The organism is Nocardia sp. CA-135953 (assembly GCF_050955735.1).
Taxonomy (GTDB): Bacteria; Actinomycetota; Actinomycetes; order Mycobacteriales; family Mycobacteriaceae; genus Nocardia.
In genome coordinates, this window is the sequence record NZ_CP192082.1 from 6764178 (window position 1) to 6787989 (window position 23812).

At 66.0% G+C, this 23812-nt stretch carries 18 protein-coding genes; 7 read left to right on the forward strand and 11 right to left on the reverse strand.

The genetic code is table 11. From position 1 onward, the window contains the following. Window positions 1–224 precede the first annotated feature (224 nt). The 4 genes from ACQPXH_RS30805 to ACQPXH_RS30820 all read left to right on the forward strand — a co-directional run bounded on the left by ACQPXH_RS30805 (window position 225) and on the right by ACQPXH_RS30820 (window position 3387). Window positions 225–1340: a YgfZ/GcvT domain-containing protein gene (locus ACQPXH_RS30805; protein ID WP_433599939.1), complete on the forward strand. Its 1116-nt coding sequence runs from the start codon at window positions 225–227 to the stop codon at window positions 1338–1340. Further along, window positions 1340–2059: an MOSC domain-containing protein gene (locus ACQPXH_RS30810; protein ID WP_433599940.1), complete on the forward strand. Its 720-nt coding sequence runs from the start codon at window positions 1340–1342 to the stop codon at window positions 2057–2059. The genes ACQPXH_RS30805 and ACQPXH_RS30810 overlap by 1 nt, the downstream gene beginning before the upstream one ends. Beyond that, the gene (locus tag ACQPXH_RS30815) at window positions 2056–3000 is read left to right on the forward strand and encodes an asparaginase (protein ID WP_433599941.1); all 945 of its coding nucleotides are present in this window, start codon (window positions 2056–2058) and stop codon (window positions 2998–3000) included. Before ACQPXH_RS30810 ends, ACQPXH_RS30815 begins: the two co-directional genes overlap by 4 nt. Before the next feature lie 174 nt (window positions 3001–3174). Continuing rightward, window positions 3175–3387 carry a DUF3073 domain-containing protein gene (locus ACQPXH_RS30820; RefSeq protein WP_364396718.1) on the forward strand — a complete coding sequence of 71 codons (213 nt, stop codon included), beginning with the start codon at window positions 3175–3177 and terminating at the stop codon, window positions 3385–3387. Window positions 3388–4072: 685 nt separating this feature from the next. Here the strand turns inward: ACQPXH_RS30820 and purM are convergent. The 6 genes from purM to purF form a co-directional block, all read right to left on the reverse strand. Beyond that, the gene (gene purM, locus ACQPXH_RS30825; protein ID WP_433599942.1) at window positions 4073–5152 is read right to left on the reverse strand and encodes a phosphoribosylformylglycinamidine cyclo-ligase; all 1080 of its coding nucleotides are present in this window, start codon (window positions 5150–5152) and stop codon (window positions 4073–4075) included. Between the two features lie 211 nt (window positions 5153–5363). Then, on the reverse strand, window positions 5364–7067 hold the full coding sequence (locus ACQPXH_RS30830; RefSeq protein ID WP_433599943.1) for an ABC transporter ATP-binding protein: 1704 nt from the start codon (window positions 7065–7067) through the stop codon (window positions 5364–5366). Continuing rightward, window positions 7064–8071 (reverse strand): ABC transporter permease, encoded by a 1008-nt coding sequence (locus ACQPXH_RS30835; RefSeq protein WP_433603627.1) that lies wholly within the window; start codon window positions 8069–8071, stop codon window positions 7064–7066. Before ACQPXH_RS30835 ends, ACQPXH_RS30830 begins: the two co-directional genes overlap by 4 nt. A 92-nt stretch (window positions 8072–8163) precedes the next feature. Further along, entirely contained in the window at window positions 8164–9174 is a 1011-nt protein-coding gene (locus ACQPXH_RS30840; RefSeq protein WP_433603628.1) for an ABC transporter permease, read from the reverse strand. 119 nt (window positions 9175–9293) lie between these two features. Then, window positions 9294–10850 carry an ABC transporter substrate-binding protein gene (locus tag ACQPXH_RS30845; protein WP_433603629.1) on the reverse strand — a complete coding sequence of 519 codons (1557 nt, stop codon included), beginning with the start codon at window positions 10848–10850 and terminating at the stop codon, window positions 9294–9296. A 396-nt stretch (window positions 10851–11246) separates the two neighbouring features. Next, window positions 11247–12857, reverse strand: coding sequence for an amidophosphoribosyltransferase (gene purF, locus ACQPXH_RS30850; protein ID WP_433603630.1), 1611 nt, complete (start codon window positions 12855–12857; stop codon window positions 11247–11249). A 217-nt stretch (window positions 12858–13074) separates the two neighbouring features. Here purF and ACQPXH_RS30855 point away from each other — a divergent pair, with 217 nt between their 5' ends. Both ACQPXH_RS30855 and ACQPXH_RS30860 read left to right on the forward strand, forming a co-directional pair. Beyond that, window positions 13075–14328 carry an ABC transporter permease gene (locus tag ACQPXH_RS30855; protein WP_433603631.1) on the forward strand — a complete coding sequence of 418 codons (1254 nt, stop codon included), beginning with the start codon at window positions 13075–13077 and terminating at the stop codon, window positions 14326–14328. 55 nt (window positions 14329–14383) lie between these two features. After that, window positions 14384–15448 (forward strand): acyl-CoA dehydrogenase family protein, encoded by a 1065-nt coding sequence (locus ACQPXH_RS30860; protein ID WP_433599944.1) that lies wholly within the window; start codon window positions 14384–14386, stop codon window positions 15446–15448. A 4-nt stretch (window positions 15449–15452) separates the two neighbouring features. Here the strand turns inward: ACQPXH_RS30860 and ACQPXH_RS30865 are convergent, their stop codons facing one another. From ACQPXH_RS30865 to ACQPXH_RS30880, 4 genes are all read right to left on the reverse strand, one after another. Further along, complete coding sequence (locus ACQPXH_RS30865) at window positions 15453–17501, reverse strand: ATP-binding protein (RefSeq protein ID WP_433599945.1); 2049 nt, start codon at window positions 17499–17501, stop codon at window positions 15453–15455. Between the two features lie 140 nt (window positions 17502–17641). After that, window positions 17642–18004, reverse strand: coding sequence for a sterol carrier family protein (locus ACQPXH_RS30870; RefSeq protein ID WP_433603632.1), 363 nt, complete (start codon window positions 18002–18004; stop codon window positions 17642–17644). Between the two features lie 317 nt (window positions 18005–18321). Continuing rightward, complete coding sequence (locus ACQPXH_RS30875; RefSeq protein ID WP_433599946.1) at window positions 18322–18975, reverse strand: lysostaphin resistance A-like protein; 654 nt, start codon at window positions 18973–18975, stop codon at window positions 18322–18324. Next, window positions 18972–20723 (reverse strand): alpha/beta hydrolase, encoded by a 1752-nt coding sequence (locus ACQPXH_RS30880; RefSeq protein WP_433599947.1) that lies wholly within the window; start codon window positions 20721–20723, stop codon window positions 18972–18974. The genes ACQPXH_RS30875 and ACQPXH_RS30880 overlap by 4 nt, the downstream gene beginning before the upstream one ends. A 293-nt stretch (window positions 20724–21016) precedes the next feature. On the opposite strand from ACQPXH_RS30880, the gene ACQPXH_RS30885 reads away from it, so the two are divergent. Then, window positions 21017–21307 (forward strand): YiaA/YiaB family inner membrane protein, encoded by a 291-nt coding sequence (locus ACQPXH_RS30885; RefSeq protein ID WP_063044483.1) that lies wholly within the window; start codon window positions 21017–21019, stop codon window positions 21305–21307. A 119-nt stretch (window positions 21308–21426) separates the two neighbouring features. On the opposite strand, the gene purL is transcribed toward ACQPXH_RS30885, so the two are convergent. Then, complete coding sequence (gene purL / locus ACQPXH_RS30890) at window positions 21427–23739, reverse strand: phosphoribosylformylglycinamidine synthase subunit PurL (protein WP_433599948.1); 2313 nt, start codon at window positions 23737–23739, stop codon at window positions 21427–21429. Window positions 23740–23812: the final 73 nt, after the last annotated feature.

Sequence of the window (23812 nt, forward strand, 5' to 3'; positions counted from 1 at the left end):
CTCTACAACTCACTCCGAGGTGGTCGCTGATGGCGCGACGTTCAGCACTTGTCGCACGCGTGCTGGGCCGCCGAATCCCGGGGTCTGCAGCGCATGCCCTCGACTACTCGGACGCGAGACGGGCTACGAACGTCGCTTGTTGAGGGTTGCTGGGGAGCGGACGTTGCGACGCAGTCCGAGGCCGCTGACAGCAACCAATCCGGTTCGCGCTTAGAGTGGTTTACGTGTCCGTGGTCGTCGCACCCAGTCCCATCCTCGCTGTCCCGGGCGCCGTCGCGGGCGCGGCCGGTACGCCGGACGCCGCCGTCGCCTGGCATTACGGGGATCCCTTCCGAGAGCAGCGCGCCGCCGCGGAGCGGGTGGCGATCGTCGACCGGTCGCATCGCTTCGTCCTGAAAATCACCGGGGCCGAGCGGCTGACCTGGTTGCACACCATCAGCAGCCAGCACATCGCGAGCCTCGGCGACGGTCGGTCGGCCGAGAACCTCGACCTCGATCTCAACGGCCGGGTGCTGCACCACTTCGTGCTGACCGAACTCGACAGCGCCGTGTGGATCGACACCGAAGGTGAGCACGGACCGGCGCTGCTGGAGTTCCTGGCGAAGATGGTCTTCTGGGCAGATGCCAAACCGGTCGAGGCCGCCGATCACGCGGTGCTGAGCCTGCTCGGCCCACGCATGACCCAGTTGACCGAAACGCTCGGCATATCCGCCCTCCCGGACACCTACGAAGCAGTGCCGCTGCCCGACGGCGGTTTCCTGCGCCGCATGCCGTGGCCCACCGCGGACTCCTTCGACCTGGTCATCCCACGCGACCAACTCGCCGATCGCTGGGCGCGCCTCACCGCCGCCGGCGCCGAACCCGCCGGCATGTGGGCCTTCGAGGCACTGCGCGTCGCGGCACTGCGCCCCCGGATCGGACTCGACACCGACGAACGGACCATCCCACACGAGGCCCGCTGGATCGGCGGCATCGCCGAACACGGTGCGGTGCACCTGGACAAGGGCTGCTATCGCGGCCAGGAAACGGTGGCCCGGGTGCACAACCTCGGCAAGCCGCCGCGCCACCTGGTGCTGCTGCATCTCGACGGCTCGGCCGAGGAACGTCCGGCCACCGGCGAGGACGTCACCGCGGGCGGCCGTGCGGTCGGCCGACTCGGCACCGTCATCGACCACTACGAATTCGGCCCCATCGCGCTGGCTTTGATCAAACGCACCATCCCGGCCGATACCGAACTGGTCGCGGGCCCGACCGCCGCCGCCATCGATCCGGACTCGGTCCCCGCCGACGACGCACCCCAGGCGGGTCGGATCGCCGTCGACCGGTTGCGTGGCCGTTGATGCGACCTGACAGCGCTCGGGTGCTGGCCGTCTGCGTGGTCCATGCCGAACTGGAGGTGCCGACCCGCGTCGGCCGGACGGCCATCGACAAGCGACCTGTTCCCCATCGCGTCGCCGCGCGTGCCCACGGTCTCGACGGCGACTACGTGTGCGACACCAAGAATCACGGCGGCGTACATCAGGCCGTCTACGCCTACGCCGAGGAAGACGCGCGGCGCTGGGGTGAGGAACTCGGCCGCGAACTGCCCGCGGGTTGGTTCGGTGAGAATCTGCGCATCGCCGGCCTCCCGGTCAGCGATGCGGTGATCGGTGCGCACTGGACCATCGGCGACACCCTGCTCGAAGTCAGCGCGCCCCGCGTGCCGTGTTCGACCTTCCAGCACTGGTCCGGCGAGTCCCACTGGGTCAAGCGGTTCACATTGCAGAGCGATACCGGCGCCTACCTGCGCGTACTCACCGAGGGCACGATCGGCGCGGGCGACGAGGTCCGCATCGTGCACACACCCGAGCACGGCATCACCGTCCGCGACTTGTTCACCGGCCGCGATCCCGATCTTCTCGCGATTCTCGCGACCGAACCGACCATCTCCGATGATGTGCGGATGCAGATCGAGCGTCACGGCCGCCGCAACGCCGATGTCGCCCGTGCCCGCGAGCAGCGGTCCGATGCGGCAAGCGCGCGCGAGCAGCGGGCCGAACCGACAGGAGCCGAGCTGTGACGGTCGAACTGGTCGAGGTCGTCCGCTCCGGCTTCCGCGAATGCGTACACAGCGGTTCGGTGGTGATCCTCGGTGCCGACGGCGAACCGACCCTCGCGCTCGGCGAGGTGCACGTCCCGATCTTCCCGCGTTCCACCAACAAGCCCATGCAGGCGATCACCTTGCTGCGCAACGGCTTCGAACCGCTCGATGATGCCGAGCTGGCCATCGCGACCGCATCGCACTATGGCGAACCGGATCACGTCGCCCTGGTCGAGCGCCTGCTCGACCGTTTCGGCTTCGACGAGAAGGCCCTCGAATGCCCGCCCGACCTACCGCAGGACGAGCGCGCGCGGGCGGAGGCGCTACCCGAACCCCGCCGGGTGTACATGAACTGCTCCGGTAAGCACGCGGCCATGCTCGCCACCTGCGCCGTAAACGGCTGGCCCACCGAGGGCTACCTGGACCAGTCGCATCCGCTGCAACAGGCGGTGATCGCCACCATCATCGACCTCACCGGCGAACCCGAAACCGACCTCGGCATCGATGGTTGCGGTCTTCCGATCATTCCCGTCTCGCTGGTGAATCTGGCCCGTGCGTTCGCGGCCATGGCCACCGCCGCGCCCGGTTCGCCGCAGCGGCGCGTCGCCGATGCGATTCGCGCCAATCCGCGAGTGATTTCCGGCACCAACGCACCCGATTTACTGACCATGCGGGCCACCCCCGGCCTGGTCTGCAAGATCGGCGCGGACGGTGTGCACGCGGGTGCGCTACCGGACGGAACGGCCTTCGCATACAAGATCGCCGATGGTCACGACCGTGCGCGAATCCCCCTGACGCTGGCCATTCTGCATCGCATGGGCGTCGAATGGACCGCCGCGCATGCCGAACTCGCGGCGCCGCCGGTGCTCGGCGGCGGTGCCAGGGTCGGCGTCATCCGAGCGATTCCCGGGGTCGTCTGAGGGGCGGCCCGACGGCGACAACCGGGCAAACGGCGCCACTTCCGGAGTTCTACCCCCACTCCTGGAAGCGCGACCGCCTGACACACGCTAAAGTGTCTGTCAGGAAGAGTATTAATTCGAACGGGGCCGCCAACAAACCCCAGGCCGCCCCGCAGTGACGCGAGGGGGTCAGCCATGGGCCGTGGCCGGGCTAAGGCAAAGCAGACCAAAGTCGCACGCGAGCTGAAGTACAGCTCCGCGCCGACTGACTTCGCGAGCCTTCAGCGCGAGCTTTCGGGTAGCCCCACCTCCCAGCGGAGTGGTGGTGTGCTGTCCGATGAGCACGACGCGGACGAATCCTCATCCCGCTGGGACGAGGACGACGACTACAACGACTGGCGCCGCTGACTCGGTAGACGACGAAGGGGGAGGCCGACGGGCCTCCCCCTTCACCCGTTGACGCCGCGTGACCGGACTAACCATTCGAGGCTTGCACAACAACAGCGTCCCGCATCCGACGATGCGGGACGCTGTTGTGAATTTCCATGCGCGACAAACGGAACCACTGCTGTCTTACGAGCGACCGTTCGCGGCCCGTCTCGCGTCCGAGCCATCGAAGCGCACGTGCCGCACGCGCGAGTCGGTCTGACCGGGACAAACCTGGCACTATCGACCACCACGGAGCGAGAACGCTACATCTGGTGAGTACCTGAGTTCCCGCAGTGATCGACCGATCTCGCTGAAGGCCCGAAGCCAGTCTTGCGGTGAGTCAGGACGGCCACCGCGGGAATTCGGCAATCATTACTGTCTTACGAGCGAGTAGTTCGCGGCCGTCTCGCGTCCGAGCCATCGAAGCGATGCGCCGCACGCACGGGATTCGACCACCCGATACGAGTGCACCAGGCGCCGAACGATCCACCATCACCAACCACCACGGAGCGAGTTTTGCGAGCGACCCGTTCGCGGCCCGTCTCGCGTCCGAGCCGTCGAAGCGATGCGCCGCAGGCGCGAGTCTCGACGGCTCGGACGCGAGACACCAGGGGCCGCGAACACGCCGCGGCCACGCGGCCAAAAACGCCACGCGGCCAAAGACTCAAAAGCGCGGGTGCTCGCCGACCAGTACGGCGCGGACCGCGTCGGCGTCCTTGGCCTTCTTGACGGTGCCGAGGGTCCAGCAGGCGATATGCCGTGCCGTCAGCACGGCCAGGGCTCGGTCGACGTCCTCGGGTGCCACCACGGCAACCATGCCGACGCCCATATTGAAGGTTTTCTCCATCTCGACCCGATCGACCCGGCCGCGCTGGGCGATCATCTTGAATACCGGCGCCGGATTCCAGGTGCCGCGATCCAGTTCGGCGACCATGCCCGCGGGAATCACCCGGCCCAGGTTCGCGGCCAAGCCACCGCCGGTGACGTGTGCGAAGGTGCGCACATCGGTTTCGGCGATCAGCGCGAGGCAGTCCTTGGCGTAGATGACCGTCGGCTCGAGCAGCTCCTCACCGAGGGTGCGGCCGAACTCCTCGACATGGCCGGTCAGCGACATCCGGTCGATATCGAGCAGCACCTTGCGGGCCAGGCTGTAGCCGTTGGAGTGCAGGCCCGACGATCCCATGGCGATCACCACATCGCCGGGTCGCACCCGGTCCGGACCGAGCACCGAATCGGCCTCGACCACGCCGACACCGGTCGCGGATAGGTCGTAGTCGTCGGGATCCATCAGGCCGGGATGTTCGGCGGTCTCGCCGCCGAGCAGTGCGCAGCCCGCCCGCACGCAGCCCTCCGCGATACCGGAGACCAGTTCGGCGACCTTCTCCGGGACGACCTTGCCGATGGCGATGTAGTCCTGCAGGAACAGCGGCTCGGCGCCGCAGACCACCAGATCGTCCACGACCATGGCGACCAGGTCGAGGCCAATCGTGTCGTGCTTGTCCATCGCCTGGGCGACCGCGATCTTGGTGCCGACCCCGTCGGTGGAGGCCGCGAGCAACGGCTCGCGGTAGCCACCCTTCAGTGCGAACAGCCCGGCGAAACCGCCGAGCTCGCCCTGTACCTCGGGTCGGCTGGCCTTCTTCGCCAATGGCCCGAACAACTCGACTGCGCGGTCACCTGCCTCGATGTCCACGCCGGCCGCGGCGTAGGAAGCACCGGCACCACTGGGGCTCTGTTCAGTCATTTTCGGGGAAAGCTCCAAACCGAATCGGCGGATAGATGCCAGCTCACGCTACCGGAGCCACATAACAAGCTTGCACCGGACGGCTCCCCACTTCCCCGGGACTTCGGCCGGTCGTGAGTGCCGGAGGCTTCGAGACCGGACCGACGGTTGGGACAGGTGACACCTTCTGGGCGTGCCCGACGAGTTACCCATGTACTTACGAAATCAGTCGTCAGGGTTCTTGCTCGCGGTCGCCCTCGTGCTCTGTCGCGAACAGGGCGGCCGTTTGCGCACGCCTGCGTCGCTGCTCCACCGGATCCGGGACCGGCACCGCGGCGACCAGTCGCCGGGTGTACTCGTGCTCCGGACGGCGCAGGATGCGATCACGATCACCCTGCTCGACCACCGCGCCGTTGCGCAGTACGACGATCCGATCGGCCAGCTGGTCGACGACCGCCAGATCGTGGCTGATGAACAGGCAGGCCCAGCCGCATTCCTGCTGTAGTTGACCGAACAGCTCAAGCACCGCCGCCTGCACCGAGACGTCCAGCGCACTGGTCGGCTCGTCGGCCACCAGCAGATCCGGATCGAGGACCAGCGCTCTGGCCAGGCTGGCGCGCTGCCGTTGGCCGCCGGACAGTTCGTGCGGATAGCGGCGTTCGGTGCCCGCGGGCAACTGCACGTCATCGAGGAGTTTGCGGACTCGCGCCCGGATCTCCGCCGAACTGCCCGCCTTGTGCACGATCAGCGGTTCCGCTACGCAGTCGCCGACGGTGAGCCGCGGATTCAGCGAGCTGGCCGGATCCTGGAAGACAAATCCGAAGCGGCGGCGAATCGGTCGCAGCTGCCGCTGCGACAGCTCCGCGATGTTCTGTCCGCGCACCTTCACGACCCCCGAGGTCGGGCGCTGCAGGGCCGCGACGCAGCGGCCGATGGTCGACTTCCCGGAACCGGATTCGCCGACCAGGCCGAGGGTTTCGCCGGGCCGAATGGACAGACTCACGTCGTCCACGGCGCGGAACGGTGGTCGGCCGAAGGGGCCTGGAAACTGCACGACAAGATCGGTCACCTCGAGCACCGGCTCGCCTGCGGCGACCTCCTCGACCGCACCGTGCTCCAACTGCTCGGTGCCCAAATGCGGAACGGCAGCGAGCAGTTTGCGGGTGTACTCCTGCTTCGGCGCCGCGAAAAGCTCGTCCACCGGCGCCTGCTCGACCACCTTGCCGTCACGCATGACCACCACGCGGTCGGCGATATCGGCGACCACGCCCATATTGTGCGTGATCAGCACGATGGCGCTGCCGATGCGATCGCGCAGATCGCGCAGCAGTTCCAGGATTTCGGCCTGCACGGTGACATCGAGTGCGGTGGTCGGTTCGTCGGCGATGATCACCTTCGGCTCGCAGGAAATCGCGATCGCGATCATCACGCGCTGCTTCTGGCCACCGGAGAGCTGATGGGGGTAGTAGTCCACCCGATGCTCCGGATCGGGCAGGCCGACCATGCGCAGCAGCTCGATCGCCCTGGCCTTGGCGGCCCTGCGGCTCATATCGCTGTGCGCCCGCAGTGCCTCGGCGATCTGATAGCCCACCGTGAACAGCGGGTCGAGTGCGCGACCCGGCTCCTGGAAGATCATCGAGATCGCGCCGCCGCGCAGCGCGGTGAGCTGCCGCTCGCTCATCGAGGTGACCTTGTCCGCACCGAGGGTGACCAGGCCGTCGACCCGCGCGGTATTCGGCAGCAGTCCGATCGCGGTCCGCGAGCTCACCGATTTGCCGGAGCCGGATTCCCCGACGATGGCGAGCACCTCGCCGGGGAACACCTCGTAGGAGACATCGCTGACCGCGTAGACCGGACCGGCGTCGGTGGCGAAGGTGACCGACAGCGATTCGATGGACAGCGCCGGGCGTTTGGTCTCGGCGACCGCTTCCGTCATTGCGATACTCCTTCCCCTGCTGAACTGTCTTTATCGGCGGCACTGTCGCTTTCGCGCAGATCCAGTTCAGCGGCAGTGAGTTCCGTTGCGGGAACGCCTTTTTCGAGGGCGGTGTCGCTGGCGACCGTGGCCGGGGCGAGGGCGCGACGGGTGCGCAGCAACGGATTCAGCACCTCGTTGAGGCTTTCGCCGACCAATGTCAGCCCGAGTACGACCAGCACGATGGCCGTGCCTGGGAAGATGCCCGTCCACCAAATGCCATTGGACACATCGGAAAGCGCCTTGTTGAGGTCGTAACCCCATTCAGCGGCCTGGGTCGGTTCGATACCGAAACCGAGGAAGCCCAGCGCGGCCAAGGTCAGGATGGCATCGCCCGCGTTGAGGGTGACGATCACCGGCAGCGACTGTGTGACGTTGGCGAGGATGTGCCGGAACATGATTCGAGTGGTGGACGCACCGGTAACCCTCGCCGCGTCCACATACGGTTCGTTCTTTACCGCGACGGTCGCATTGCGAACCACCCGAAAGTATTGCGGCACATAGATCGCCGTGATCGCGACGGCCGCCGACAGCACGCCACCGAAGCTGCTCGACTGACCACCCGCGACCACGATCGACACGACGATCGCGAGCAGCAGGGTCGGGAATGCGTAGATGGCGTCCATGAACAGAACGAGCACCCGGTCGAGCGCACGTCCGATGTACCCGGACACCAATCCCAGCGGTACCCCGACGACCAGTGACATCACCAGCGAGATCGCGATCACGAACAGCGCGGTGCGAGCGCCGAAGATCACCCGGGACAGCACATCCTCGCTGCGCACCGACGTGCCGAACCAATGCTGACCCGACGGCGGTTGCTGTGCGACGAAAGCGACACCGTCCGAAGAGTTCTGGGCGAGCCCGTACGGTGCGATCAGCGGTGCGAAGATCGCGACGAATACGAATACCGCGACGAGTGCGAGTCCGACGATCAGCGTCACCCGCTGCAATCCGGCGGTCATGGTGAACAGCCGCAATCCGGGGATCCGCCTGCGCTTCGTCGTCGGCACCGGCGGGATCACCAGTGGTTCGTTCGCCAATTCCGGAGCGGTCATCAGAACCTCACTCTCGGGTCGATCAGCGCGACGATGACATCCACCAGGAAGCTGATGACCGCGACGGCCAGCGCCAGGAACGCGACAATCCCCTGCACCGCGATGAAATCGCGTTGATGCAGGTATTCCGCGAGCTGGTAACCCAGCCCTTTCCATTCGAAGGTGGTCTCGGTGAGCACCGCACCGCCGAGCAGCGTCGCGATATACATGCCCATCACCGTGATGATCGGAATCATCGCGTTGCGCACGGCATGTCGCCCCGTCACCACCCGCGCCGAAAGTCCGCGTGCGCGTGCGGCATCCACAAATTCGCTGTGCAGCGTCTGGATCAGATTGACTCGCACCAGGCGCAGGAAGATGCCCGCTGTCAACAGACCGAGTGCGACCGCGGGCAATATCGCGTGCTTCAGCACATCGATCAGATAGCTGTTGTCCCCGTAGAGGATTGCGTCGACCACCATGATGTTGGTCTTCGGCGAGACATGCTGCAGTTGCAATTCGACCGAGGTGCTCGCCCGGCCGGCGACGGGCAGCCACTCCAGCTTCACCGCGAAGATCAGTTTCAGCAACAGACCGACGAAGAAGACCGGCGCCGCGTACGCCAGGATGGCGAACAACCGCAGCCCGGCGTCGGCCGTCGAATCACGATGTGTCGCAGCGTATCTACCGAGCGGCACGCCGACCGCGAAGGCGACGAGCAGCGCCCAGAACACCAGTTCCAGGGTCGCCGCGCCGTACGTTGTCACCACCTCGCTGATCTGCCGATTGTCCTGGGAGTGACCGAAATCCCCGTGCATCAGCCCGGAGATGTACTCCCAATACTGGGTCAGGATCGGCCGGTTCAAACCGGCGGCCTCCTTGCGCACTTCGATCTGTTCCTGGGTCATCCGTCCGCCCATAGCGGCGCTGATCGGATCGCCGATAACCCGCATCAGGAAGAACACGACGGTGACCAGGATCCACGCCGTCGGCAGAATCAAGAACAGTCGAATCACCAAGTACCGCAGCAACGCCAGCTGCCGGGAATCCCCACTCGACTTCCCGGCCCTCGGCAGCCCGAAGCGCCGGGCCCGAACCGGTGCCTGCTTTTCAGCGGCGGCAACAGCTTCGGGTCCGGCTTCGTCCGATGTCACTTGCTCAGCACCGTGTACCGGAACTTGAAGGACGCGTCGAGTGTGTCCGACACACCTTTGACGCTCGGATTCGACACCGCGATCTGCTTACCGGAAAGCAGCGGCAGGGTCGGCAGGTAATTCTGCGCGAGATCCTTCTGCACGTCCTCGATCAATTTGATGCGCTTGGTCTTGTCCTGCTCGGTCGTCTCCGCGGTGAGCTGCGAGTTGATCTTCGGGTCCTCGAAGTGCGACTGCAGGAAGTTGTTGGGGCCGAAGAACGGGGTCAGGTAGTCATCGGCGTCCGGGTAGTCCGGGAACCAGCCGAAGTGATAGAGCGGGTAACCGTCGCGGGCCCGTTCCTTCTGGTAGGTAACCCATTCGGTGGATTGCAGATTCACCTTGAACAGCCCGGTCGACTCCAGTTGCGATTTGATCGCCGCATACTCCTCGGAGCTGCTCGAACCGTAGTGATCGGGGTTGTACTGCAGATTCAGCTCCACCGGTGTCGCGACCCCCGCACCGGAGAGGAACTTCGCCGCGGCATCCTTATTGGGCTTGGCCCCGTAGAGGTCTTTGAGCGGCTCGGCTGCACCCGGCATACCTTCCGGCACAAAGCCGTACGCGGGCTGATAGGTGTTCTTGTAGACGCCCTCGGCCAGCGCGGGTCGGTCGATCGATGACGCGATGGCCTTGCGCACCGCCAGCTTCTGCTCTGGGGTGCCGCCCGGCATGGTGTTCAGATTGAAGACGATGTAGCGCAGTTCGCCGCCGGGCCCGTCTTCCACATTGACCTTGCTGTCCTTGCGCAGCGATTCGATATCGGTCGGCGTGAAGGATCGGTAGGCGACATCGAGCGCACCGCTCTGCAGATCGAGTTTCATATTGTCGGAGGTCGCGTAGTACTTGGTGGACACCTGCGATGTCTTGGGTGTGCCGAGGATGCCCTTGTAATCCGGGAACGCCTTGTACTCGACCAACTTGTTCTTGTCGTAGCTGGCGATCGTGTACGGGCCCGAGTACCCCTTCGTCTTCACCACTTCCTCATCCGGCAGCACCTTGTCGGCCGGGAAGACCTTCTCGTCCACGATCGGACCGGCCTGGGTCGGCAGGATCGCGGGAAAGGTCTGATCGTTGGCTACCTTCAAGGTGAAGTTCACCGTCAGGTCGTCGGCGATCTCGGTCTTCTCCAGATTGCCCAGCAGCGAGGCGGGGCCGTTCGGGTCGTTGATGCCGAGCATGCGATCGAAGGAGAACTTGACGCTCTTGGCGGTCAACGGGTTCCCGTTGGCGAACTTCAGCCCCGACTTCAGCTTGCAGGTGTATACCGTCGGAGAGCTGAACTCACACTTCTCTGCGGCATCGGGCTTCGGGGTGGCATCGCCGGGCGCGAAATTCAGCAGATACGAATAGATCTGGGTTTCGACCAGCAGCGAACCGTTGTCGTAGGCGGCCGCGGGGTCGAGCGAGAAGATCTTGTCCGTGGTGCCCGCCACCAGTCCGGCCCCGTCGCCACCCCCACCGGTGCGCCCCGATCCGCATCCCGCGATCGCGGAGACGGCCAGCGCCGCCATCCCGACCGCCGCGATTCGTCGCGTCCGGTCCCCTCGCCCAGGCTTGTTCGAAACCCTCATCATCAGGCCCCACTTCTCGAGCGCGCCACACCGCGGGAACTGGATCACAGGACAGCGGCGGGCACGGTGAACTTCCGATATGTCGGGCACCGTACCCAGGATCCATTTCTGGGATGTTGCGTTTTCAAAGAAAAAGTCACGGGCAGGTTAGCGGACGTTGCGAACGGCGCGGGGTAACACCGGATCACCGGACGAATGACCAGGTTCGCCTCGAAAGCGCCGCCGCGGCGTCTCGAATAGGCCATGGCACAGCTGTGGACAGATCGCGTCGAAAGCGGCCGAACAAGATCGAACCCCCCGACTTCTCGCCGAGGGGTTCGTGATCATCGCATGCTGTCAGGGACGGCTGAGCGCACTCGCATTCGCGTTCTCGCCCAATAACATTGCCTCGGACTGGCCGGCTCGGGGGCGGTAAGCCGTCGGAGCTTGCGCAGACGGCGGGGTGGGTGAATCCAGCATGCCCTCGAGCACGTTCTTGCCGATGGCCGCCTCGGTGGGCAGCGGGATCGGGTAATCGCCATCGAAGCAGGCGGAGCACAACCGCGAGCGCGGCTGCTCGGTGGCGGCGACCATGCCCTCGGTGGAGATGTAGCCGAGGGTGTCCGCGCCGATCGAACGGCGCACGGCCTCCACCATGTCGTCGTAGCTGTCATCGGCGCCCGCGCCATTGGCGATCAGCTCCGCGCGCGAGGCGAAGTCGATGCCGTAGAAGCACGGCCACTTCACCGGCGGCGAGGCGATCCGCACGTGGATCTCCACCGCGCCGGCCTCACGCAGCATCCGGATCAACGCGCGCTGGGTGTTGCCGCGCACGATGGAGTCGTCCACCACGATGAGCCGCTTACCGCGGATCACCTCGCGCAGCGGATTCAACTTGAGCCGGATGCCGAGCTGGCGGATGGTCTGACTCGGCTGGATGAAGGTGCGCCCGACGTAGGCGTTCTTCATCAAGCCCTGCCCATACGGCACACCCGAGCCCTGCGCGTAACCGACCGCGGCGGGGGTGCCGGACTCCGGCACCGGAATCACCAGATCGGCCTCGACCGGATGTTCCTTGGCCAGGCGACGGCCGATCTCCACCCGGGTGGCGTGCACCGAGCGACCGGAGATGGTGCTGTCGGGCCGGGCCAGGTAGACGAATTCGAAGACGCAGCCCTTGGGTTCGGGATTGGCGAAACGCATGGACCGCACGCCGTCGGCATCGATCGCCAGCAGTTCGCCCGGCTCGATCTCCCGGACGAACGCGGCGCCGACGATATCCAGCGCGGCGGTCTCACTGGCTACGACCCAGCCACGCTCGAGCCGACCGAGGCACAGCGGACGAACGCCGTGCGGGTCCCGCGCGGCATAGAGGGTGTGCTCGTCCATGAAGGTCAGACAGAACGCGCCCTTCAGCGTCGGCAGCAGCTTCATCGCGGCCTGCTCGATGCTCGAATCCGCGGCGGCGTGCGCGAGCAGCGCGGTCATCACATCCGAGTCGGAGGTGGCGGTGATCGGCGCGGAGCGACCACCGGAGACCGGCGGCCTACCGATCAGCCCGAGTTCACGTGCGCGCGCGCTCAATTCGGCGGTATTGACCAGATTTCCATTGTGGCCCAACGCAAGTCCGGAACCGACTGCGGTGGTGCGGAAGATCGGCTGCGCATTCTCCCAGGTGGTGGAGCCGGTGGTGGAGTAGCGACAGTGACCGACGGCGATATGACCCGGCATCGCGGCCAGCGTCTGCTCGTCGAATACCTGGCTGACCAGGCCCAGATCCTTGAAAACCAGAATTTGTGAGCCGTCGGAGACGGCGATGCCCGCGGCTTCCTGGCCGCGGTGTTGCAGCGCATACAAGCCGTAGTACGTGAGCTTGGCCACGTCCTCGCTCGGCGCCCAGACTCCGAACACACCACACTCTTCGCGTGGTTCGTTCTCGACCTGATCGGGGGTAGTTTCGACCGGCATCTCGGCGTTGGTCACCGTTTGCTCCCTGTTCGGGCGGGCTGGGGGCAATGGCCATTCTACGGGGGAACGATTCGTCGCGATCACCGCCACCGGGTAGGCACAGCAATCGCCGAGCGACGCTGCCGTTTTTCCACATGGCACGGTGCTACCGTGCCAAGCCGTGACGACTTCGGACAGTGCGCGCACCCGTGGGTCGGATACCCGGTTGACCGCGCGCATGTGGCTGGTCCCGATCGCGGTACTTACGCTGTTCATGGCGCTGCTGGCCACGATGTATCTGGATTACGTCGTCGATCCGGAGAAGAACCTGCACGATTTCCCGATCGCCTTGGTGAACCAGGACGTCGGCGATACGGTCGGCGGGCAGCAGGTGAATTTCGGCACACAGATCACCGATGCGCTGCGCCACGGCATTCCGGCGGACAAGGTCGATCTGCAGGTGCTCGGCATCAACGACGCCGAGCTGAAGATGCAGTCCGGTGCGGTCTACGGCACGATCCTGATCCCCAGCGATTTCAGTAAGCGCCTCGGAATTCTCGGTGTGGGCAGTGTGGTGCCCGGTGATATCCAGCGACCGACGCTGACGCTGCAGACGAATCCGCGCAGTGGTGCGTTCGTCACCAATATCGTCACGACCATCGGCACCCAGGCGCTGACCCAGGTGAACGAGCAGGTCGGTAAGAAGCTGACCGATCAGGTGAATGCGCAGTTGACGCCGCCGAGCGGCGGGGCAGCGCCCGAGTTGACGGGTGCGACGCGGGTGGCGCTCGCGGATCCGGTGCACATCGTCGTCTCGCCGTTCCGTCCGCTGCCATCCGGCACCGGACAGGGTTTGACGGCGTTCTTCTACGCGCTGCTACTTCTGCTCGCCGGACTGGTCGGCTCGATGACCATCCACACCATGATCGATGCCGCACTCGGATTCGTGCCCACCGAATACGGGCCGTGGTACGTGCGTTTTCCGGCCACTCCGATCTCGCGGTTCAATACGCTGCTGATCAAATGGGGCGTGATGGTGATCACTGCGAATATCGTCGCCGGCGTATTCCTGACTGTGGCTCGGCTGCTCGATATGCCGATCGATCATCCGCTCACGCTGTTTCTCTATAGCGTGCTGGCCATCATTGCGGTCGGGATCACCGGGTTGTCCATCCTCGCAGCGGTCGGTTCGGCGGGTTTGCTGATCAACCTGATCCTGTTCATCATTCTCGGGCTGCCCTCTTCGGGCGGCACCGTGCCGATCGAGGCGACACCGAAATATCTGGGCTGGCTGGCGAAATTCGAGCCGATGCACCAGGTGTTCGTCGGTGTGCGCGCGATTCTCTATTTCGACGCGAACTTCCCGGCGGGGTTGGCGCGCGGGGTGTGGATGGCGGTGCTCGGGCTCGCGATCGGGCTGGTGCTCGGCACCTTCAGCACCCGGTACTACGACTACCGAGGCCTGCATCGGCGCGATCTGTCCCGCGGCTGAGTCGAGCCCCGTGGCGGCTGCGACCGAGTTCGCGGCATGCACCAAGATAGGTGCCGTGAATTCGTGGATCGAACACGCGCGTTATCTGGCCGATGAAGTATTCGCACCACAGGCCGACGCCGTCGACCGCACCGGCGAAATTCCCGGCACCCATTTCGACCTACTCGCCGAGTACGGCTTCTACGGCGCGACCATGGACCCAGCACCGCGCAGCGATTCGATGAGGGGTGGTGGCCGGGTGACGAGGCAGGCCGATATGGATATCGCCACCTTTACCCAGGCCGGTGAGATCCTGGTGGCCGGATGTCTGACGACCACCTTCGTCTGGGCGCAGCATCTCGGGGTCGCGCGACGGATCGCCACCTCACCGAATCTCGAACTGCGCGAACGACTTACCGAGGATCTGCGGCACGGACGGGTGCGCGCGGGTGTGAGTTACGCGGGCGCGAACGACCAACCCGGCCTGGTCGCGCGGCGCGTCGACGGTGGGTATGTGCTCGACGGCACCGCGCCGTTCGTCACCGGGTGGGGCCTGGTGGACGTCCTCGGCGTGATGGCACGCGATGCCGATGACGAGGGATCGCTGATCAGCGTGCTGGTGCCCGCCGAACCGGGCTCCACGATGCATGCCACCCCGCTCCCGCTCATCGCCGCGGACGCGAGCAAGACCGTGACGCTCACCTTCGACGGTGTCCAGGTACCCGATTCCGCTGTGGACAACCGGATTTCGCTGCGCAGCTTCAACGCTTCCTTCATCCTGGCCGCCTGGCGCAACGGCGCGATCGCTCTCGGCATCGTGCGGCGCTGCCTCGGCGAACTCACGCGACTCGGCATCGACACCACCGCTTCGGCCGCCGAAGCCGCCCGCATCCGAACCGAACTCGACGATGCGCTCACCGGCCAGTCGGATGTCTACCTGGCCCGCGCCCGTGCCTCCGAACTCGCCGTCCGCGTGGCCACCGCCCTGGTGACCGCAGTCGGCAGCGCGGCGGTCACCTGCGGCAACCTCGCCGAACGCTCTGTCCGTGAGGCCACCTTCAGCCTGGTTTTCGGGTCCCGTCCGGCCATCAAAGCAGCCCTACTCGATCGGCTCACACGGCCGGACCATATGGTTGCCTGACCTGCTAGCCGACACTCGCGCCGGCATCATCGGACTCGGATTGTTCGCCGAGACGCATGGCGTACACGCGATCCAGGAAGTCGCGGTGCGCGCGCAACGTGGAGTCGAGTAGTTCGCGCCAGGTTCTCCGATCGATGCGGTGGTCGCTGACCAGAGAAGACAGCGAAGCGGGCCGAAGCTTATCGATGTGGTCGACGATGAAGGTGAGTCGACGACGCGGGAATTGCTCACCGATGCGCGGATTCTCATCGAGGAAGGTGTCGAGCGCGTAGAGGTAGTTGATGGCGCGGTTGTACTCCTCATCAGTGAGGTGGTAATCCATCCGCTTGATTTCGACGATCCACAACTCGCCCGCATCGTGCAGGAGCACGAAATCCGGCTCCCGTTTCTCGCTGCCGATTGCGGTGGTCACCAGTGCCTTGCCGAATTTCTGCTTGTACCACCGTTCGAAGCTGACGCGGACCCGCTTCAACGATTCGTTCATTCCCAGCGGTGTCCACTCGGGTGCCAGCAGCCAGGGCGCCCGCTCGATCAGCTCCTGGAAGGGACGCTCCAGTGACCGACGGTCATCGACCAGGCTCTGCAGTCGATCGACCACGGCCACCCGCTCGGAGGCGATCTGGCCGAGGGAATACACCTCGGCCACCCGCGCGGTTTCGAAAAGGGCGACAACGACATCGAGCCGGTTATCGGTGTCCTCGGCGACTTCCTTCAGCGTTTCCAGCAGGCTGCGCTGCGGGCCGAGCGAAAGGGCCAGGCGCACAATGCTGTCGATATGGCTCGGATCCTCCAGCGCGGCACGATCCTTGTTGTTCACCAGGATCCGCGCGGCATCCATCACCGACTTGCGGAACATCCGATCCTGCGGCGCGATCGACTGCAGGGTCACCAGAATGCCGGACTTCTCGACGAACTCCTCCCACACCCGGCGTTTGACCGAACTCTCGCCGAGCAGCCCGAGTTCGCGCACGAGATTGCGGCCCCAGACCGAAAGTGCCTCACCGCGTTCGGAATTCCAGATGATGTCCTGCCGGTCCGAGCGGACCAGATCTTCCTCGTCGTCCAACCAGTTCACATGCACCGCGCCGACCAGGTAGGAACGCAACTTGAATTCGCCGGTGAAGCCCGACGGAATGCCGAAGTCGCGGGTCTGTGCGACCAGTTTGCCGCGCGCGTAGATCCGGACGCCTGCCATGGCCTCGTCGCGGTAGGGCTGTTTGGAATAGGCCGCCCAGCCGGTCACCGGCAGGAAGCGGTCGCCGATCCACACCGGCCGCTTCGCGACATCGATCCTGGTCTCCTCCATGACGTCTACGGGCAGATCACGCAGGACGAACTTCTGCGGTGCGCCGCGTTCGGCAATGCTGTTGTGCACCTCCACCTGCCAGTCGGCACGCTCCAGGCCGAAGCGTGCGGCCAGTTGCCGACTCAGTTCGGGACCAGAACCGACGCGCTTACGCAGGAAGTCGCGCAGGATGACCGTGGTACCCCGCTCGGTGCTGAAGGTGCCGTCCCGCGGTCCGGGCCGTGGATGGTAGTCGCGTTCGGTATCGGAGAGCATTTCGTCGAGGTTCATCACGATATTCGCGACCGGCCAACCCTTTTCGGTGCGCTCCGCATCGGTTCCGCCGACCGACACCACCTCGATGGTCCGGCAGATCCCGAACGGCGCGAGTTTGCCGATGCCCTTACGGCCCATCACCGGCCGTTCCAGCCGTCGCGACAGATCGGTGCCGACCCGCACCCGGCGGTCGGAGCCGACCATCAGATAGTGCGCGTTGATCTCCGCCGAAGTCATGCCATGTCCGTTGTCGCGCACCATAATTCGATGCGGCTCGTGCTCGGCGGCATGGATGGTGCCCGCGAGCGTCACACCCCACGGCAGCGAGACCTCGACCCTGGTGGCATCGGCGTCGTAGGAGTTGGCAATGAGTTCGGCGAGCACCGCGGAGACACGATCGTAGAGCCGAATACCGAGCTTGTCGATCGTCAGGCGGCTGATCCGCATCGTGTACTTGTGCGAATGGTCGTCGAGTTCGGTGATCGTGTCCATGGTGGCCCCCATTTACCCGAGCGGGTTAGCTGTGCGTCCGCTAGCGCCCATCCTCGTCCGCATGGTTGTCGAGGGACTGAACTTTCGAACACCAGTTCATAACGGGCGGTTCGGTTCTCGCGGCTACCCGATCACGATCGTTATTCCGCGGTGGGGCGGGCGATGGGGAGCCAATGGGCGACTTCGGCGGCTCGGCTGCCGGAGGCGGTCACGGTTCCGTTCGCCACTGCGGTCTCGAAATCGAGCAGGCCGGTGGCGAGTAGGAGCCAGGTGCGCGGGTCGGTTTCGACGACATTGGGTGGTGTGCCCCTGGTGTGCCGTGGGCCCTCGATGCACTGCACGGCCACGAAAGGCGGGACGCGGACCTCGACGGAGTGGCCGGGTGCGGAGGCGGCGAGGGCTCGGACGGTGGTGCGGACCGCGGCCGCGAGTTCGGGCCTGGCGGGGGCGGGCGCCGAGTCGTCGCGCAGCCAGGTGCCGACTGCCTCGACCGCCGCTCGCATTTCCGCCGGATCCACTGTTCCTCGTCCTGCCACGGTGCCGAGATTACTGCTGGGCTCCGACAACACTGATGGAGCGGTCGGTTGGAACCCGGTCCCGCACCTGGAGCGCATTCAGTCGGCAGCCGCACTGCCGGTGGGGTGGTGAAGGCGTGCCGATCACCTGTTGCGAGCAGGAGCCGAGGCGAGCGGGCAACTGCTCCGGGGCACGCGCCGAGGCGGGAGTCAGCTGCCCGAGCACAAGCCGGCACCGCAGTCAGCTGCTCCGAGCGCAGGCCGGCACCGCAGTCAGCTGCTCCGAGCGCAGGCCGGCACCGCAGTCAGCTGCTCCGAGCGGCAGTCGAGGCGAACCGGGCGGCGATTCGCGGCGCAAGCGCACCGCCGGCGTTCACGGCGAAGTGCAGCAGAGCGGGGGCCGTTGCACTGTCGGTGCGGCGGCGCAGCAGATCGAACAAGCCGCCGCCGGCCGCGGTCGCGGCGATCGATGCGGGAACGCTGTCGCCCGCAGCGCGGGCGGGATAGATGTGCCAGCAGCCGAAAGTGGCTGCTCCGATCAACGCACCGCAGCGTGGACCGAACTCTTTGTCCAGCAACGGGTTCAGTGTCGCGCGAAAGATGAGTTCCTCGCTGTAGACCGTGCCGATCGGGATATGTACCGCGACCCACTCATCGAGCGGGACGTCCGGAGCCCGGTCGGCAAACCCACCGAGACGCTCGCGCAGCGCCGGAATGGCAACGGCCACACCATAACCGGTGGCGACCACGCCCGCCGAGGCGAGTCCGTAACCGAACCCACGCGCGGACAACCAGTTCGGACGGCCGCGAAATGCCAGTGCGTAACCGGTCGCGAACCCGGCATTGGCGGCGGTGCGACCGCGCAGGTCCAGTTTCGAGCGCGGCAACAGCCAATTGCTCCAGACCAACGGAACACCAACGGCGACAGCAGTTTTCGCGACCCGTCCGATAAACGTCATTTGATCTCGCGCTCGTAGTCCTCGGCGGCCTCGATCTGGGCCCGGATCTTGTCGGACTGTTCCACGGTCCAATCCGGCGGTGCGGCAACGGCGATCCAGCCATCCAGCACCAGACTGCCGTACCGGTGCCCATGCCCGTCGGCGACGCCCTGCGCATTGGACAGGTCACACGTGACCTGCCAGAACGTGACGAACGGCCACCAGCGCATCTGCGAGGACACATCGGAGCCGCGCGGTTCGGACAGCCAATCCGGTTGGGAGAAGATCAGATCCGAGGACCACCAGACGATCGGGTCGGAGGCGTGCTGTAGATAGGCGATGCGCGGGGCGCGCCATTCGGTGGTCGGACGCGCGAGATCGGCGCTGTCGGAGGCGAATCGGACCACAAGACCGTCGGCGTACACCGGTTCGACCTCGCGCGATCCGGGATCGCGTCGCGAAACGAACTGCTCCCACAGTCGATTCGAATTCGGCGGCCCGACCCACAGCGCACCGTCGACCTTGGAGCGCAGATCGGCGAGTCCGTCGAAGGCCGCCTCCGAGCCCTGCGAGCCCAGGCTCTCGCCGTACACGAGCAGCTTCGGGCGCGCCCCCTCGGGCCGCGCCGACCAATGCTGGTAGACCGCGTCGAACAGCTGCCTACCCGCATCCGATGCCTTGCCGCGGTCCGCGAGGAAGGACAGCACACTGGGCAGATACGAATACTGCGAGGCCACGACGGCGGAATCGCCGCCGTACATGTATTCGATGGCGCCGGCCGCCATGGAATTCACCCATCCGGTGCCGGTTGTGGTGACCACCACCAGCACCTTCCGGTCGAACGCGCCGGTGCGCTCCAGTTCCGAGACCGCGAGCTCGGCCCGCGCATCACCGCTGGGCGCCGACTCCAGACCCACATAGGCGCGGATCGGCTCACGCGCGGGCTTACCGGTGATCGAGCTGATCAGGGCCGCGGAGGGACCGTGCGAGACGAACCAGCGGCCCTCGAATCCGAGCGAATCCCATTTCGCCAGCGACGCCGGACTGCCCGATCGCTCGGGCTGCGCCGGTTGGACCGCATTCGGCGAGGTGTGATCGTTCTGCACGCTGAATGCCGAATTGGCCACCGCGAAGAAGGCGCGCGAGGCGACGCCGTTGAACACCGTGACGGTCAGCACCACCAGAACCAGGAATCCGGCCGATGGCGCCAGCTCGCGCGGCACCCGCACCCAGCGGTTGAGCTGGCGGGCCAGGAATCGGATGATCTCGCGCAGCGTCCGATACACCGCGACCACCCCGGTCCCCACCGCGATGCTGAGCAATCCCGTACGCAGATACGCGGGGGTGGTGGTGCCCTCCATGCCCATCAGCGCGGTGATCTCGCGTTGCCAGCGAGCCGACTGCACCAGCATGAAGGCCGCCGTGACAGCGGCAGTGAGCAGGATCGCCGATTTCACCGCATAACGCACCCAAGTCGGCGGCGCTGCGATCTGGTCGCGCAGCAGCTCGGCGAGCCGCGGCCGGACCCAGAGCCGGAACAGCCACTCCAACAGGCAGCCGAGTCCGTAACCGAGCGCGGCATTGATGCCGCTGATCAGGCCCTGGAACAGCCAGTCGCGGGGTAACAGCGATGGCGTCACCGAGAGTGCGAAGAAGATCGTCGCGAAAACCAGCCCGACATAGTTCAGATCGATGATGTCCTCGGCACGGCGCACCACCACGGCGCCGCGCGCACGCAGCTTCGTCAGGGTGGTCGAAGTTTCGAGCATCGGTCAGCGCGACGGCGCGATGCCCGGGTTGTCGGTGGGATCGGGCACGGGAGGCGACGTCAACGGGTCCGTAGCGATCATCACTCGAACAGTATGCGGGTGCTCGGGGCAGCGGGTGCGTTGCCCCGGAGCGCCAACCGATATTGCCGGTACAGATCACACGGCCGCTCGGCCGACACGATTCGCGAATCACCCAGCGGCAGGGCCACTACCGTGTCGTCCGGCAACTACCCAATGCGCTCGAGTAGTTGTACGCGGTCGCGCAACGCGCCGAAACAGCAGACTTCATATTCATGAGCAATCCCAACGCCCGGCCGAAAACCTCTTCGGCCTTCCTCGCGCAAGCCGCGATCGCGTTCGGCGTCAGCTTCTTCGGGACCGGCGTCGGCATCTTCTACCTGCCACTCGATATCGCACAGCGCGGCTTCCTCGGCATGTCCGTGCTGTTCCTGGTGTCGAGCGCGTTCACCCTGGCGAAGGTCGTTCGCGACCAACAGGAATCGGCGAGCATCAGCCGTCGCTTGGACGAGGCGCGGATGGAAAAGCTGATGGCCGAGCACGATCCGTTCAAATCGGTCGCCTGATGACGCGCACCTGGGCGAGTCCGGCAACGAGGGGTTCGGGCCCGCCCAGGTGTGCCCCGAAAGTCGGGTGAACCGACGACGCCCGAGAAGGGCGGTGCCCGCAACACCCGTCGGGGTATTCAGACCCGCTGTGTTCGGGGCCAGTGCCCATTTGAAAACAGCTTCGGCAGCGTGCCCTCGTGCGCCTCGCGCAGGTCCTCCAGGGTGATCGAGAACTGGCCCTGCACCTCGACGGAATCCGAGCCCTGGTCGACCACACCGATGCGCACCCACGGCAATTCGCGCGCGGTGCACATCTTGGTGAAGCGGGTCTCCTCCGAGCGCGGCACCGCGACGAGCACCCGGCCCGCCGACTCGGAGAACAGCTGCACGAACGGATCCGAGCCCTCGGGGAGCAGAATGCGGCAACCGGTTTCGCCGGCCAGCGCGGCCTCGACCACGGTCTGGATCAGACCGCCCTCGGAAAGGTCGTGCGCCGCACTGATCATGCCGTCGCGCGAACCCGAGGTCAGCACTTCGGCGAGCAGCTGCTCGCGGGCGAAGTCGACCTCGGGCGGCACGCCACCGAGATGGTCGTGCGCGACCTGCGACCAGATCGAGCCGCCGAATTCGTCGGCGGTCTCGCCGAGCAGGATCAGCGTCTCGCCCGGCTCCAGGCCGAGTCCGGTCGGGATGCGCCGGTGCACATCGTCGATGACGCCAAGGACGCCGACCACCGGGGTCGGCAGAATGGCGTCCTGACCGGTCTGGTTGTAGAAGCTGACATTGCCGCCGGTGACCGGAATGCCGAGGGCCACACAGCCGTCCGCGAGACCGCGCACCGCCTGCTGGAACTGCCACATGACGCCCGGATCCTCCGGAGAACCGAAGTTCAGGCAGTTGGTGACGGCCTTCGGCGTCGCGCCGGTGGTGGCCACATTGCGGTAGGCCTCGGCCAGCGCGAGCTGCGCGCCGGTGTAGGGGTCGAGCTTGGTGTAGCGGCCGGATGCGTCGGTGGCCAGCGCGATGCCGCGGCCGGTCTCCTCATCGATCCGGATGACACCCGCGTCGGCATGTTCGGCGAGCACGGTATTGCCGCGAACGTAGCGGTCGTACTGCTCGGTGATCCACCGGCGGCTGCACAGCTGCGGGCTGGCGACCATCTGCAATACGGTGGCGCGCAGTTCCTCCGGGGTCTTCGGCCGAGGCAGCGTGTCCGGGGTATCGGCGATGAGCGCGTCCTGGAAATCCGGTCGCTGGACCGGCCGCTCATACACCGGGCCCTGATGCGCGACCGTGCGCGGCGGCACATCGACAACGGTCTCACCGTGCCAACTGATCACCAGCCGGTCGCCCTCGGTGACCTCACCGATGACCGTGGCCAGCACATCCCACTTGTGGCAGACGGCCATGAACGCGTCCACGTTCTCCGGCGTGACCACCGCGCACATGCGCTCCTGCGATTCGCTGGAGAGCACCTCGGCCGGGGTCATCCCCTTGGCGCGCAGCGGCACCTTGGTCAGGTCGATATGCATGCCGCCATCGCCCGCGGCCGCGAGTTCGGAAGTGGCACAGGACAATCCAGCGCCACCGAGGTCCTGGATGCCGACCACCAGCTTGGCCGCGTACAGCTCGAGACAGCACTCGATGAGCACCTTCTCGGCGAACGGGTCGCCGACCTGGACGCTGGGCAGTTTCTTGCGGCCGGTGGCGGACTCGTCACCGGAGAAAGTGTCCGAGGCCAGCACCGAGACTCCACCGATGCCGTCGAGGCCGGTGCGCGCGCCGAACAGAATGATCTTGTTGCCCGCGCCGGAGGCGAAGGCCAGATGCAGATCCTCGACCCGCATGACACCGGCGCACAGCGCATTGACCAACGGGTTGCCTTGGTAGGAGGCGTCGAAAACGGTCTCGCCGCCGACATTCGGCAGGCCGAGCGAGTTGCCGTAGCCGCCGACGCCGCGCACCACACCGTCGACCACGCGCCGGGTATCGGCCGCGTCCGCCGCACCGAAGCGCAGCTGGTCCATCACCGCGATGGGCCGCGCGCCCATGGCCATGATGTCGCGCACGATGCCGCCGACACCGGTGGCCGCACCCTGATACGGCTCCACATAGGAGGGGTGGTTGTGGCTTTCCACCTTGAAGGTGACCGCCCAGCCCTCGCCGATATCGACGACGCCGGCGTTCTCACCGATGCCCGCGAGCATCGCGGACTTCATCTCGTCGGTGGTGGTCTCGCCGAAGTAGCGCAGGTGCACCTTCGAGGACTTGTAGGAGCAGTGCTCGCTCCACATCACCGAATACATCGCCAGTTCGGCGTCGGTCGGCCGACGGCCGAGGATTTCCTTGATCCGCGCGTACTCGTCGTCTTTGAGACCGAGCTCCTTGTACGGCTGCGGGGCGTCGGGAGTTGCTGCGGCTGCGCTGACGGTGTCGACCTGCGGAGTCACGGAGTACCAGGGTCCTTTCGGGCCGGAGCGCGAAGCTGGGGATTCGCCATGAAGTTTAGCCGTGGCCCTCGAT